Source organism: Afipia sp. GW822-FHT03D08, from assembly GCF_058801645.1.
In genome coordinates, this window is the sequence record NZ_JBXANK010000001.1 from 2,628,598 (window position 1) to 2,642,801 (window position 14,204).

The window sequence follows — 14,204 nt, forward strand, 5'->3', positions numbered from 1 at the left end:
GCGAAACGCCGCAGCCTTGGACCATGATTTTGTCAGGCTGCGGTGCTACTCAGTCATCATGGCCAGCGTCGAGACAACACAATCAGCCCGGATCGCGGCCCGTAATCCGGTCGCGACCGAGTTTATTGAAACCATCAAGCTCGCCCTGCCCATTGCCCTGACGCAACTGGGACAGATCGCCATGATGACCACCGATCTCGCGCTGATCGGACGGCTCGGCGACACTGCGGTCGCCGCGGCGTCGCTGGCGCATACGGTGTTCTTCGTCGCCTTCGTGATCGGGATGGGACTGGTGTCCGCCGTGGCGCCGCTCGCAGCTCAGGCGCTGGGCGCGCGTCAGCCGCGCACGGTTCGCCGTGCGCTTCGCGTCGGCCTGTGGGCCGCGCTGCTGCTGTGCGTTCCGATGATGATGCTGCCGCTGTTCGGCGAGAAGATTCTCCTGATGCTCGGTCAGGCGCCGGAGAATGCCCGTCTCGCGCAGCGTTATCTGCTCGGCCTCGCGCCGGGCATGGCGCCCGCGTTATGCTTCATGGCGATCCGCAACTTCATGGGCGCAGTCAACCGCCCCGAGCCGGGCCTGTGGATCACGCTGGCTGCGATCCCCGCCAATGCCGTGCTCGGCTACGCCTTGATCCACGGCCATTGGGGCATGCTGAAGCTGGAATTGCTCGGCGCGGGCGTCGCCACGACCACTGTGAACTTCGGCATGTGCGCTGCGGCCCTGTGGTTCACCTACAGCCAGCGGCCGTTCCGAAAATTTCACGTGCTGGGACGGTTCTGGCGGATCGACTGGCCGCTGATGCGCCAGCTTGTCATCATCGGCGCGCCGATCGCGGTGTCATTCCTGCTGGAGTACGGATTGTTCTCCGCCGCCGGCCTGCTGATGGGGCTGATCAGCACGACTGCGCTCGCCGCGCATCAGATCGCGCTGCAGATCGCGGCCATCCTGTTCATGGTGCCGTTCGGCATCGGCATGGCCGCGACCGTGCGCGTCGGGCAGGCGCTGGGGCGCGGCGATGTCCCGGCGATCCGCCGCGCCGGTGTGGCTGCGATTGTGCTCGGCATCATCTTCATGACGACGATGACGCTTGCCGTGATCGTGGTGCGATTTGACCTCGCGGGATTTTTCTTCGGCGATACGCGCCAAGGCCTGGCTGCGATCGAGCTCGCCGCAACACTGATGCTGGTCGGCGCAACCTTCTTCATCGCCGACGGCATCCAGACCGTGGCCGCCGGCGCGCTTCGCGGTCTCAGCGACACCCGCATCCCGCTGCTGCTTGCGGCCATCAGCTACTGGCTGATCGGTTTCACCGCGGCCTATGGGCTCGCGTTCTGGACTAACCTGGGCGCGATCGGAGTCTGGATCGGCCTGTCGATCGGAACCGGCATCTATGCCACCCTGCTGGTATTGCGCTTCCGCGGGCTGACCCATCGGTTGAGAGTTACGACATGACCTCCCATGCCATCAGCATTCCGGACTTTGAACCCGACAGCGGCATGAAGGCGCTTCTGCCGGGCGCGCAGTTCGGCGATTGCTTCGTTGTCACCGTGAGCGGTGAGACACTGGATGCTCGTCAGGCCGCCGAACGCATGTTCCTGCGCCAGGCCGGATGGATCGGTGGCCTCATGAAACTGCGCAATCTTCTGGTGACGCCATTCGGCCTCAAGCGGCCCACCCACCGAAAGGCCCTCGCCAGGGAGTCCATCGGTCCGTTTCCCGTCATCAGTGAAACGCCACAGCGTTTGGTGGCGGGCTTCGACGACAAGCACCTCGACTTCCGCATAGTCGTCGACGTGACCGGAGGCGCCGGCGGAAGACAGGTGTCCGCGACGACACTGGTGAAAACCAATAACTCGCTCGGCCGGGTCTACCTCACCATCATCATGCCTTTTCACCGCATGATCGTCCCTGCCATGCTGCGGAAGATCTGACACGCGTCGCACCGGCCTGCAGGCGCCTTAGGGTTTCATCCAATCCAGCGCCTGCTGCATCGGCACCGGCGAGACCCTGACAAACCCGGTGAACGGGTGGTCCATATCGAAAACCAGATTGATCGCAATCGACACCGACAGGGCTGCGAGAAAGAGCGCAGCAATCACCGTGCCCTGGAACGGCGCGAATATTCCACGGCAGAAGAAAAGAACGCTGAGCCAGAAGACCCCGGCGAACAGAAACGCGCGTGGCGAGCGATTGATCTGCTGAACGGACAGCAGACGGCTGGTGCGCTTCAAATCCCCGATGAGTTCAAGGGCATTCCTGCGGCCCTCGACATGAACTCCGTTCGCCGGAGCAAACAGACGAAGATCGGATTCGATTTCGTCGAGCAGCCGCACGGATTCTGCGGCATCCCTGCTGGCGGCCTCGGCGTCACGATCGGTCCATAGCTGATCGATCTTGTGCGCCGTGAATGTGCGCAGCATCTCGCGAATCTTTGCGGCATCCTGACCGAAATGCATAAGCTCGCGGTCGAGCAGCGTCAGGTTGGCGCTGAACTGCTGAACCTCCTGGTTTCGCAGATCGAAGCTCGCCTTGGTGTTGGCCACAAGAAGGCCAAGCACCAGCGCTGCCAGCAGTGAGACAACACCCATGATGTTGTGCACCGTCTTGCCGGTCAGATCCGACAGATGATCTGCAGGCAGGAAGCGGCGAATCGCAAAGCCCAGCATCGCCGAGCCAAAAATGAAGATAAAGGCAATCAGGCCCGCGCCAGTGAACATGGCCGTATCAACTGATGAAATTAATCCGATAATCGGCGGCAAAGGTCATCCGCAAGCCGTCGGATGTCAAGGTGGCGGGCATGATGCGCCATGGGTTGAACGCGCGGCACAGGATGCATAGTCTGCCGTCCGGCAAAAAGGACAAACAACAATGGCGAATGAAACCGCAACGCTGGCCGCTTACGTCGCAAACCTCAGATATGAAGACATTCCACCAGAGGTGCTGGAGCGCGCCAAGGCGCTGACCCTCGATTTTCTGGGCAGCGCCGTGCGGGCGCGCCGCGAGGCGGAATCGACGCCGTCCTTGCTGGCGATGCTGGCAACCCTCGGCCTCGACGGCAAGGGCGATGCGACCGTGTGCGGCGATGCCAAAACCTATACGCCCGCCATCGCCGCGCTGCTGAATGGCGCGCTCGGCCACTCGCTCGACTTCGACGACACCCACGCGGATTCCTCGCTCCATCCGAGCGCGCCCGTTGTGCCCGCCGCCTTCGCCGTCGGCGAGATTGTGGAGGCCAGCGGCCGCGACGTGCTGACAGCCATCGTCGCGGGCTATGAGGTCTGCTGCCGCCTCGGCAATGCGCTCGATCCAACCTCGCATTACGCAAAAGGCTTTCACCCCACCGCCACCGCCGGCACCTATGGAGCCGCGGCCGCGGCGGCAAAGCTTTACAAACTCAGTGCAGATCAGATCGTCGCAGCATTCGGCGTCTCCGGCAGCCAGGCCGCCGGCTCGTTGCAATTTCTGGTCAACGGCGCCTGGAACAAGCGCTATCAGGTCGGCGCCGCTGCGATGAACGGCGTTGTCGCCGCCTCGCTGGCCCGCGAGGGATTTATCGGCGCAACGGAATCGGTTGAGGGCAAGCACGGCCTGCTGGTCGGCTACAGCGATGACGCTCATCCGGACAAGGCGACCGCCGGTCTCGGCAAAATCTACGAGACCATGAAGATCGGCGTGAAGCCCTATCCGAGTTGCCGCTACACCCACGCCGCCATCGACGCCCTGATCGCCATGCGCCGCGAGCACAATCTCACGCCGGAAAACATTAAAAGCGTCGAGATCGGCCTGCACCGCAACGGCATCACACTCACCGGCGATGCCGCAACCAAGCGCCATGCGCGCAGCGTGGTCGGCGGACAGTTCTCGATGTTCTTCACCGGTGCGCTGGCGCTCGATCAGGGTTCGTTCGGCTGGGACGATTACAAGCGGCTCGGCGATCCCGCCATCGAGGCGCTGGCTGACAGGATCGAGGTCGTGCAGGACCCCCGGCTGGAGGGCAAGAGCCATCCGTTCGGCGCGCGCGTCAGCATCGAAAGCGGTGAAGGCACCCTGGAGCGCCTGATTCCAGATCCATCGGGCGAGCCGTCATCGTTTCCTGATGCGGCGGCGATGCAGCAGAAGTTCCTGCAACTCGCGCGGCCGGTGCTCAACGAGCGCGCCGATCGCTTCGCCGACGCCATCCTGTCGCTCGACAAGTTCGACCGCATCGACCGCGTCACGTCGCTCGCGCGGCTTTGAGTCGCATCAGGCAACCTGCGGATCAGGCATTCCCAAACGAAAGTCTGGGCCGGACCGTCTGGAATCGGTCGCATTCGCTGTCTATCATCGGCGGATGATGCCTGACTGCGCAGGAGCAAGCTGACGAATGGCGACGCTGGGACTGGACCGGGCCTCCTTAAGCAATCTGCTCTCCACGCTGACGGAGCGGGGCCGCAGCCTTCTGGGCCTCTCCAATGGCGCGCGGGCGATGTCGCAGGCCGAGTTGATCGGGCTTGGCGAAACCTTGCTGTCGCGGCGCGGCGAAGCCACCGGCGTCGCGCTCGCCAACACGCTGCTTGCGGGTTACTCGGCTGCGAGTGAAGCCGATCAGCTCGCCTTCCTCAATGCACTTGCCGATCTGTTCGGGCCGGACATGAACGAACTGAATGCGGCACTCGCCGTGGTGCGCGACAAGGGCACGACGCCCGATGCTATTAGCAAACTTCTCAAAGCCGCCGAGCCGCGCCGCCAGGAATTGATCCGGCGTCTCAATCTGGCGCCGGGCGGCACCGCATCGCTGGTGCGCATGCGCGAAGCGCTGCTGACGCATATCAAGGATCATCCCGCGCTCAAACACGTCGACAGCGATTTCGTTCATCTGTTCGCGTCGTGGTTCAACAGGGGTTTTCTCGTGCTGCAACGGATCGACTGGACCACGCCTGCGAACATTCTGGAAAAGATCATCCGCTACGAGCAGGTCCACGCCATCTCCAACTGGGACGATTTGCGCAGCCGTCTCGCGCCGTCGGATCGCCGTTGCTACGGCTTCTTTCATCCGCAGCTCGTGGATGAGCCGCTGATCTTTGTCGAGGTGGCGCTGACACGCGAGAGCCCGGCGGCGATCGCGCCGCTGCTCGATCTGACACGCGCGCCAATCCCGGCAACCGATGCGACCACAGCGGTATTCTATTCGATCTCGAACACGCAACGCGGGCTCGGCGGTATTTCCTTCGGCAACTTCCTGATCAAGCAGGTGGTCGAGGAGATCAAACGCGAACTGCCGAATGTACATACCTTCGTGACACTTTCACCAGTGCCGGGATTCGCTGCCTGGCTGACGCGCGAACGCGCGTCCGAGACTTCGCCGCTGCTCGATGGGGCGTCACGCGCCATCCTCAACGCGCTGGATACACCGAACTGGGCCGACGATCCCGACATCGCCGAACAGGTCAAGGCCGAGCTGCTGCCGCTGGCGGCTTACTACTTCATCGAAGCCAAGGGTTCGCGCGGGCATCCGCTCGATCCCGTCGCGCGCTTCCATCTCGGTAACGGCGCACGGTTGGAGCGGCTGAACTTCCTCGGCGACCGCTCCGAAAAAGGCATGCAGCAGTCGTACGGGCTGATGGTCAATTATCTTTACGCGCTCGATCAGATCGAAGCGAACCACGAAGCCTTTGCCGAAAAAGGCCAGGTTGCATCGTCGTCCGCCGTTCGTAAGATGCTGCCAGCACGCGCGCTCGCGGAGACATCCGCAAGCGCGTAATAAAACTCCATTGATGCAAGGAGACGCGTCATGAGCTGGATGCCATCGAACGATCCGATCCTCGGCGACCCGCAGACCTGCGACGCGCTCGACCTCATCATCGTGCCGCGCACCCGCGATCTCGGCGACGGCTTTGCTGTCCGCCGCGCGCTGCCGCACGGCAAGCGGCAGATGGTCGGCCCCTTCATCTTCTTCGATCACTTTGGACCGGTGCAGTTCGTGGCCGGCAAGGGCATGGACGTGCGCCCGCATCCGCATATCGGGCTCGCCACCGTCACCTATCTGTTCGACGGCAGCATCATGCATCGCGACAGCGAAGGAAATATCCAGGAAATCCAGCCCGGCGCGATGAACCTGATGACCGCCGGGCGCGGCATCGCGCATTCCGAGCGCACGCCGGACGTGCAGCGCGCCAACGGCCAGCAGATGCTCGGCCTGCAAAGCTGGATCGCGCTGCCTGCGGGCAAGGAAGAGATCGCGCCGTCGTTCCAGCATTTCGGCGCCGACGTCCTGCCGACGGTTCAGGACACCGGATTCAAGGCGCGCATCATCGCCGGTTCATCGTTCGGCGCAAAATCGCCGGTCGAGATGGTTTCGGAGTGGTTCTACACCGAGGTGGCGCTGGACGAGGGCATGCGCGTGCCGCTTGATGCGGACCACGAGGAACGCGCGATCTATATCGTCGACGGCGAGATCGAGATCGCCAATGAAAAGTATGAAGGGCCGAAGCTTCTGATCTTCCGCCCCGGTGACCGGATCACTGTGAAGGCCGTGCGCCCGACGCGGATGATGTTTCTCGGCGGCACGGCGCTGGAAGGCCCGCGCCACGTCTGGTGGAACTTCGTGTCGTCGAGCAAGGAGCGCATCGAGGAAGCGAAGGCCGACTGGAAAGCCGGCCGCTTCGCCCATGTGCCCAACGAGCACGAATTCATTCCGCTGCCGGAGTGATCCTCAGAACACCGTATAGCCGCCATCGATCAGGATGCTATCCGCGGTGTGATACGATGACGCCTTGCTCATCAGGTAAACGGCGATGCCGCCGAAATCCGACGGTTCGCCGAACCGGCGCATGGGAATGCGCGGCATCACATTCGCGACGAACTTGTCGTTGGCCATCAGGCCCTCGGTCATCTCGCTCTTGATCCAGCCCGGCAGGATCGCGTTGGCCGTGATGCCATAGCGCGCCTGCTCGACCGCGAGCGCGCGGATCAGCGCATTGATCGCAGCCTTGGTCGCGGCGTAATGCTCGTTACGCGCCGTGCCGAACAGTGACGCCATGCTTGATGTCGCGACCAGCCGCCCGAAGGCATCGCCTTTTGCCGCGCGTTCCGTCATGTGCCGCGCAGCCGCCTGGAAGACATGAAACACGCCATCGAGATTTGTGGCGAACATTTTGCGCCAGTCCGCTTCGGTGCGGTCGATGAAGGCCTGACGTCCGCCGCCGCCGATTCCGGCATTGGCAAAGCAACCGTCGACGCGGCCGAATGCGTCCAGCGTCGCCTGCATCGCAGCTTTCACCGATGTCGCGTCGGTGACATCGCAGATGCGCGCCTCGGCCTTGCCACCCTTGCCGGTGATCGAGGCCACCGCCTGCGCATTCTTCTCGGCATTGCGACCCCAGATCGACACCGCGCATCCTTCCGCCGCCAGCGCCTGCGCGATGCCAAGACCGATGCCGCCATTGCCGCCCGTCACCACCGCCACGCGGCCGCTCAGATCGAAAATGCCCATAATCGCTTCATCTCCGTTGATCTCGTTTGGCGGCGACATTGACCAATCGGCCGCGCAAAATCAAACCGCCGCGACGACGGAACGGCTCTTTCGCCATGCGAAACTAAAATTCGCAGCGCATGGCAGACCAGACATTGTTGCCATGCTGTGCCGTTTACAGCCAATTCGGTTTCCGAAATAGTCGCTGCGAAACGGACGCGGCAACGCTTGCGGACGTCACGCTCAATCAAAATCATCAAGCGAGGAACGCATGCAGTTCAAACATTGCAGACTGGAATTCGACGGACCTGTCGCCACACTTGTACTCGATCATCCTGAGGTCATGAACGCGGTGTCGCCGGACATGCTCGCCGGTCTCACCGAGGCGATGGATGCGATCGACGAGAAGCGCGACGACATTCGTTGCCTCGTTCTCACCGGCGCTGGCAAGGCATTCTGCACCGGGGCCAACCTTCAGGGCCGCAACGATCAGAGCGGCAAGCGGCCGAGCGCAGGCACGACGCTTGAGACAGCGTTTCATCCGTTCCTGCGCCGTCTGCGCAACCTGCATTGTCCGATCATCTCATCCGTGAACGGTCCGGCTGCCGGTGCCGGCATGAGCTTCGCTCTGATGGGTGACGTCATCGTGTGCGCGCGGTCGTCGTATTTCCTGCAGGCGTTTCGCCGCATCGGCCTGGTACCGGATTGCGGATCGACCTGGATCCTGCCTCGCCTCATCGGCAAGGCGCGCTCGGTCGAGCTGTCCTTGCTGGGCGAGCGGCTTCCCGCCGAGAAGGCGCTGGAATGGGGACTGGTCAACCGCGTCGTCGATGATGCGGCACTCGCCGAGGAGACCAGGAAGCTTGCCCATGATCTGGCCAACGGCCCGACCGTGGCGCTGTCGCTGATCCGCCGGCTTTACTGGGAAAGCGAGAACAATTCGTTCGAGGAACAGCTCGACCTCGAACAGCAGTTCCAGCGCGTTGCCGGACGCAGCGAAGATTTCAAGGAAGGCGTCGGCGCGTTCCTGGAAAAGCGCCCGGCCAAGTTCAAGGGCCGCTGATCTGTCAGCGCAGAGACGATGTTCGAGGCAAACGGGCTGCGCTGGAAAACAGCGCAGCCTTTTTGCTGCCGCCGGAACATGCGGAATATCTCATTTTGCGCAATGACCAGCTGCAAATGCGATTGTCATAAAAATCTCTTTTACGTCAGCGTTGTCGTCGTCTAGGACTGGCTCGCCTCCACCCATGGATGTCACGCGTGGCCTTTCCCTCCGTAAGCCGAGTTCCAAGCCCCCATGTGAAACTTCGTGCATGGCTGAATGATATCTTCGCCAGCGCGGCGCCTGCGGTCCTCACGGTGTCCTTCGGACTGTCCTATTCGGTTCTGATTTTCTCCGGTCCGCTGTCCGAGTATCTGCCCTACGGGATCGCGGCGACCTTCATCGCCACGGCTATCATCGCCATCGTGGTCGCGTTGGGCAGCACCTTTCCCATCGCAGTTGGGGGCCCCGAAACGTCCACAGCGGCGGTGACCGCCATTCTGGCAACCTCGGTGGTCGAACACATCACGGCAACCGATCCGTCCGCGCACTTGCTCGGCCCTGTGCTTCTCACGCTGTCCGCCGCAACCATCATCACCGGCCTGGCGTTGTGCAGTCTGGGGCTGACCCGGATCGGCCGCGCGATCCGGTACGTGCCTTATCCCGTGATCGGCGGATTCCTTGGCGCGACGGCGCTCCTGATCGCCCTCGGCGGCGTTCGCGTCATCACGAACATGTCCTTGCGGTTCGACAACCTGGCATCGTTCGCTGACCCGATGACGATGTACGAACTTCTCGCAGGCATCGCGCTGGCGTTCACGATCTATCTGACGTGGCACCGCTCGCGCAATCCATTGGCGCTGCCGGCGCTGCTAATCGCCGGCGTGGTCGTGACCCATATCGTGTTCAACTTCGCAGGCATCTCGCTGGAGCAGGCGCAGGCCCTCGGCTGGACATTTCAATCGCTGCCGCGCGCGACGTTTTCCCTGCCGTGGCATCTGGGTGACATTGAAAACTACCCATGGCAGGCGGTGCCCGGGCTGATCGGCAATCTCATTGCGGTGATTTTCGTCACCGCGATCAGCACGCTGTTCAACACCACGGGTCTTGAAGTCGCGACCAGCCGCGAAGCAAACCTCGAACGCGAACTGAATGTCGCGGGAGCCGCCAACATCCTGTCGGGGCTGTTCGGCGGCTACGCGGGGTGCATCTCGCTCAGCCGATCGCTGCTCAATTTCAACGGTGGAGCCACCGGCCGCCTGTCAGGGCTGACGGTCGCCGTGATTGCGGTGCTGATGCTGGTGGCAGACCCGGCACTGCTCAGCTTCATGCCGAAATTCATTCTCGGCGGCCTGCTGATCTATCTCGGCGTGGACCAGCTCAACCGCTGGATCATCGAATCGCGGCGGCGGCTGTCCACCATCGAATACCTGTCGCTGCTGGCGATCATCTTCATCATCGTGAAGTGGGGTTTTATCGCCGGCGTCCTGATCGGAACTGTCATCGGCTGCGCGACATTTGCACTGAGCGCATCCCGCATCAGTTCGATCAAATTCGGCTTCAACGGCGCGGAGTACCGCAGTTCGCTCGATCGCTCGCAGCACGATCTCGCGCTGCTGGCCGCCCACGGCAAGGAAATCCACGGGCTCAATCTGCAAAGCTATCTGTTCTTCGGTTCGGCCAATCGGCTTTATCAGCACGTCAAGACGCTGCTCGAACATCATCCCGAGTGCCGCTATCTGGTGTTCGATTTCAAGCTGGTCACCGGAATCGATTCATCGGCCGCCTACAGCTTCGCCCAGATCAGGCGTTCGGCGATCGAGAACGACGTGAAGCTCGTTCTCGTCAACCTGCCGCGCGCAGCCGAAAAAATGCTGCGGTCGGGAGAGTTTCTGGCCGGCGACATTCTGATCATGCCGGATCTCGATCATGCGCTGGAGTGGTGCGAGAACGAAATCATCGCCCGGCACAGCGGGCTGGAGCAGGAAGAAGGCGATCTGCAAGGCTGGTTCGCGGGAATTCTCGGCAATGAGCACGATGCCGCCGAACTGGCGCGCCGTTGCGAACGCCTCGAAGTCCGCGCTTTCGAGACCATCGCGCGCGCGGGTGAACCTGCCGACTCGGTGCTCTTTATTCTCAACGGCAGGATCGGCGTCATCGTTGACGCGGGCGGGGGCCACAGCACGCGCGTCCGAAGCCTCGGCCGCCATACAACGGTTGGGGAAATGGGGCTTGTCGCACGCCAGCCGCGCAGCGCAACGATCCGGGCGGAAACCGACAGCGTGCTCTACGTGCTGCGCGCCGATGCGTTCAACGCGATCACCGCCAGCAACCCCGCCCTCGGCCAGAAGCTTCTGACCTATTTCATGTCGGTGTTGGCCGAGCGGCTCACTTTCGCCAGCCGCATGATCGGCGTGCTGCGCCGCTAGGCGTCAGGCGACGTGACTCATGAAGGCCTCGCGGCGGCCAATCATTCGTTCCGCGGCGACCTTTGCATCTTCACGCGTTGATGTCGCGTAGGTGCGGTATTCCAGATCGAGGGACGTTGCGGAATCGCGCTTGCCGAACCAGGATGCGAATGATTTCGGCCCCGATGTAATCGACGACAGCGCGAGAGCGAGGTTGTCGGCAGAGTCGAAGGCGAACAGCGCTCCGGATGAGGCGTGCCTGACTTCAAAAATTCCCGGCCCGATCGGCGCTTCGAGTTTTTCGCCGCGCGCGGCCTTCGGGTAACGTTTCCACTCGCTCCAGGTTGAAATCATGGTGACCTTCCGCCGCGACCTGCGCGTATCTCTTTAAAAAACAAACGTCCCTGCCCGCACAGCGGGAAAAGTTCCAACGAACGCAACAGGCAATCGTTCCCGCCGAAAATCGTCTTTTGTCATATGGATGCGGCCGCAAGCCCCTTCAAGGGAGAAACGCGGTTAACCGGTAGTCACTCGATCGTGAACAGTTCGCCGCTAGACCGGCAATCCGGCCGCCTGCGCCAGCGCCTTCAGCGACGTTTGCGGACGCGCGCCGATGTGCTGGATCACCTCGGCGGCGGCGAGCGCGCCAAGCCGGCCGCACTGTTCATGGCCAAGACCGCGCACCAAACCGAACAGGAAACCCGCGGCGAACAGATCGCCCGCGCCCGTTGTATCCACCACCTGCTTCACCGGATATGCCGGAACCGCCGTCACCTTGTCTTTCGCAGCAACCACGCAGCCCTTTTCGCTGCGGGTGACCACGGCGAGTTGGGCGTCATTGCGCAACTGACCCAGCGCCTTGTCGAAATCCTCGGTCTGATAGAGCGAAGCCAGTTCCGTCTCATTCGCGAACACGAGATCGACCGTCCCGGTCCGGATAAGATCGAGGAACTCATCGCGGTAGCGGCCGACACAAAAAGCGTCCGACAGAGTGAGCGCGACACTGCGCTTGTTGTCATGCGCGATCTTGGAGGCTTTCAGAAACGCTTCCTTCGCATTGGCCGGATCCCACAGATAGCCTTCCAGATAGACGATCGAGGACGCCGCAATCTGGGCAGGGTCGATGTCGGCGGGGGACAGATCCTGCGCCGCGCCAAGATACGTGTTCATGGTGCGCTCGCCGTCCGGCGTCACCAGGATGTAGGAGCATCCAGTCGCGGGGCCGTCGGTCGCAGCCGCGGTCGTGAACGCAACATTCGCGGCGCGGATGTCGTGGGTGTACATGCGGCCGATCTGGTCGTCCTTGACCTTGCCGACATACGCCGCCTTTGCGCCGAAGCCCGCCACGCCGAAAATCGTATTCGCCGCTGAACCACCGGACATTTCGGTGGCTGGGCCCATGGCCTGGTAAACCGCAGCGGCGCGCGCTTCGTCGATCAGCGCCATCGATCCCTTGGCCATGCCGTGCTGAGCGAGAAAGGCATCGTCGGTTCGCACCAGGATATCGAAGATGGCATTCCCGATCCCGAGAACGTCGTATGTCGCTGCGGTCATTAATGATATTCCTGCTGGAAGGGAGCAAAACCGGCAAAAGCTGGTATTTCAGGGAGGGATTGGAGGGCCGGTTCCAAGGTCTTTGGAGCAACCGGCGACCTATCACGACAACGCGCCCGCCAGCAAGCATGTGATCCGCAGAATAACTCGATGATCCGTCATATCCTGACCATCTCGACCGGCACGCTGGCGTCGCGAACGCTGGGATTCATGCGCGACGCCCTGATCGCGGCGCTGCTCGGCGCCGGATCGGTCGCGGACGCGTTTCTGGTGGCGTTCCAGTTCATCAATGTGACGCGCCGTTCCTTCGCCGAAGGCGCGCTGAACGCAGCGCTGATCCCGCATTATCTGCGCGTGCGGGAAACCGAGGGTACTGTTGCCGCCGCCGCCTTCGCGGGACGCGTGCTCGGCAGCGTCAGCCTCATCCTGATCGGTATCGCGCTCGTCCTGACGGTGCTGATGCCGCTCGTCATTGCAGTGCTTGCCCCCGGCTTCGTCGGCCGCGAGACTTTGGAGTTGGCCATCATTGACGCCCGATTGATGATGCCGTACTTCGCGTTCGTCGGCCCATCTATCGTGATGATGGGCGTGCTGAACGCCGAGCATCGCTTCATGCTGACCGCATTCTCGCCGGTGCTGTTCAACATCACCATGATCGTTGTGCTGGTCGTGCTGCTGGTCTGGCGGCACGATCCGCTGTTCTCGGCAACCGTGATCGCTGGCGCAGTCGGCGTCGCCGGATGTCTGCAAATGCTGATCCTCGTTCAGCGCAGACCGTGGCGCGACGGCATCGCCACACCGATACGCATTTCATTCGACCCGCAAATCCGGGGGTTTCTGCGCAAGGGCATTCCCGGCATGGTGGCCAATGCCGGGCCGCAATTCCTGATTGTCGGCGGCGCCATCATCGCTTCGAATTCGCCGGCCGCGGTGTCGTGGCTTTATTTCGCCAACCGCCTGATCGAACTGCCGCTCGGCATGGTCGGCGTGGCGATGGGCACGGTGCTGGTGCCTGAAATGACCCGCGCGATCCGCGCCAACGACAAGGACGCGCTGATGCAGGCCGAGTCACGCGGACTCGAACTTGCGACCGCGCTGGTCATGCCGGCAACCATCGGCCTGATCTTCCTGAGCCAGCCGATCATCCGCGTGCTGTTCGAGCACGGCGCATTCACCGCGGCGGATACCATCGCCACCGCACAGGCGCTGGCGATCCTTGCGCTCGGCCTGCCCGCGCATGTTCTGGTGAAAGTGCTGGCTCCGGCTTTCTTCGCCCGCGAGGACACCAAAACGCCGCTCGCGGCAACGCTGTCTGGTATCGCGGTCGCCGTGATCTGCGGGCTGTTCTTCGGGCATGCCTATGGTGCCAGCGGCGTCGCGGCCAGCATCTCGCTCGGCGCATGGTTCTGCGCCGGCGTGCTGGGCTGGCGGGGCGCTACGACATTCGGATTTTCCCTCGATGCCATTTCGCAGCGCCGGCTGCCGCAGATCGCGATCTGCGCCGCGGTGATGGGCGCGATGCTGTATCTCGCCGAGTCCTTTGTGGCGCCCGTGACGGCAACGGCTGGCTTCGCGGCCCAGATCACCATTCTTGGCGGGCTGGTCGCGGCGGGCGTTTCGTTCTACGGCCTGCTGCTGGACCTGTTTGGTGTCGTGAGCTGGGGCGAGGCAATCAGCAATTTGCGTGATGGCGGCTTGCGCGAGTAGCGCCTGCATGGCTAAAGACGCGCGTACACGGATCGGCTGCCG

At 62.7% G+C, this 14,204-nt stretch carries 12 protein-coding genes; 8 read left to right on the top strand and 4 right to left on the bottom strand.

All coding sequences use genetic code 11. From position 1 onward, the window contains the following. Positions 1 to 58 precede the first annotated feature (58 nt). Both AC1RM7_RS13005 and AC1RM7_RS13010 read left to right on the top strand, forming a co-directional pair. A complete protein-coding gene (locus tag AC1RM7_RS13005; protein WP_024921217.1) occupies positions 59 to 1,453 on the top strand; it encodes an MATE family efflux transporter in 1,395 nt (464 codons plus the stop codon). Further along, positions 1,450 to 1,932: a DUF2867 domain-containing protein gene (locus tag AC1RM7_RS13010; protein WP_081758702.1), complete on the top strand. Its 483-nt coding sequence runs from the start codon at positions 1,450 to 1,452 to the stop codon at positions 1,930 to 1,932. The genes AC1RM7_RS13005 and AC1RM7_RS13010 overlap by 4 nt, the downstream gene beginning before the upstream one ends. A gap of 27 nt (positions 1,933 to 1,959) precedes the next feature. Here the strand turns inward: AC1RM7_RS13010 and AC1RM7_RS13015 are convergent, their stop codons facing one another. After that, entirely contained in the window at positions 1,960 to 2,718 is a 759-nt protein-coding gene (locus AC1RM7_RS13015) for a bestrophin-like domain (RefSeq protein ID WP_024921215.1), read from the bottom strand. Between the two features lie 151 nt (positions 2,719 to 2,869). Here AC1RM7_RS13015 and AC1RM7_RS13020 point away from each other — a divergent pair, with 151 nt between their 5' ends. The 3 genes from AC1RM7_RS13020 (at position 2,870) to AC1RM7_RS13030 (ending at position 6,689) form a co-directional block, all read left to right on the top strand. After that, positions 2,870 to 4,237 carry an MmgE/PrpD family protein gene (locus AC1RM7_RS13020; protein WP_024921214.1) on the top strand — a complete coding sequence of 456 codons (1,368 nt, stop codon included), beginning with the start codon at positions 2,870 to 2,872 and terminating at the stop codon, positions 4,235 to 4,237. Between the two features lie 127 nt (positions 4,238 to 4,364). Then, a complete protein-coding gene (locus tag AC1RM7_RS13025) occupies positions 4,365 to 5,741 on the top strand; it encodes a malonyl-CoA decarboxylase (RefSeq protein WP_024921213.1) in 1,377 nt (458 codons plus the stop codon). Between the two features lie 30 nt (positions 5,742 to 5,771). Further along, on the top strand, positions 5,772 to 6,689 hold the full coding sequence (locus tag AC1RM7_RS13030) for a pirin family protein (RefSeq protein ID WP_024921212.1): 918 nt from the start codon (positions 5,772 to 5,774) through the stop codon (positions 6,687 to 6,689). A 3-nt stretch (positions 6,690 to 6,692) separates the two neighbouring features. Here AC1RM7_RS13030 and AC1RM7_RS13035 read toward each other — a convergent pair whose 3' ends face one another. Next, positions 6,693 to 7,472, bottom strand: coding sequence for an SDR family NAD(P)-dependent oxidoreductase (locus AC1RM7_RS13035; protein WP_024921211.1), 780 nt, complete (start codon positions 7,470 to 7,472; stop codon positions 6,693 to 6,695). 250 nt (positions 7,473 to 7,722) lie between these two features. On the opposite strand from AC1RM7_RS13035, the gene AC1RM7_RS13040 reads away from it, so the two are divergent. Both AC1RM7_RS13040 and AC1RM7_RS13045 read left to right on the top strand, forming a co-directional pair. Next, complete coding sequence (locus AC1RM7_RS13040) at positions 7,723 to 8,514, top strand: enoyl-CoA hydratase/isomerase (RefSeq protein ID WP_006023554.1); 792 nt, start codon at positions 7,723 to 7,725, stop codon at positions 8,512 to 8,514. 188 nt (positions 8,515 to 8,702) lie between these two features. Next, the gene (locus tag AC1RM7_RS13045; RefSeq protein WP_024921210.1) at positions 8,703 to 10,922 is read left to right on the top strand and encodes an SLC26A/SulP transporter family protein; all 2,220 of its coding nucleotides are present in this window, start codon (positions 8,703 to 8,705) and stop codon (positions 10,920 to 10,922) included. 3 nt (positions 10,923 to 10,925) lie between these two features. Here the strand turns inward: AC1RM7_RS13045 and AC1RM7_RS13050 are convergent, their stop codons facing one another. Then, the gene (locus tag AC1RM7_RS13050; protein ID WP_006023552.1) at positions 10,926 to 11,255 is read right to left on the bottom strand and encodes a hypothetical protein; all 330 of its coding nucleotides are present in this window, start codon (positions 11,253 to 11,255) and stop codon (positions 10,926 to 10,928) included. A gap of 198 nt (positions 11,256 to 11,453) precedes the next feature. After that, on the bottom strand, positions 11,454 to 12,455 hold the full coding sequence (locus AC1RM7_RS13055) for an adenosine kinase (RefSeq protein WP_006023551.1): 1,002 nt from the start codon (positions 12,453 to 12,455) through the stop codon (positions 11,454 to 11,456). A 150-nt stretch (positions 12,456 to 12,605) separates the two neighbouring features. On the opposite strand from AC1RM7_RS13055, the gene murJ reads away from it, so the two are divergent. After that, the gene (gene murJ, locus AC1RM7_RS13060) at positions 12,606 to 14,162 is read left to right on the top strand and encodes a murein biosynthesis integral membrane protein MurJ (RefSeq protein WP_024921209.1); all 1,557 of its coding nucleotides are present in this window, start codon (positions 12,606 to 12,608) and stop codon (positions 14,160 to 14,162) included. Positions 14,163 to 14,204 lie beyond the last annotated feature (42 nt).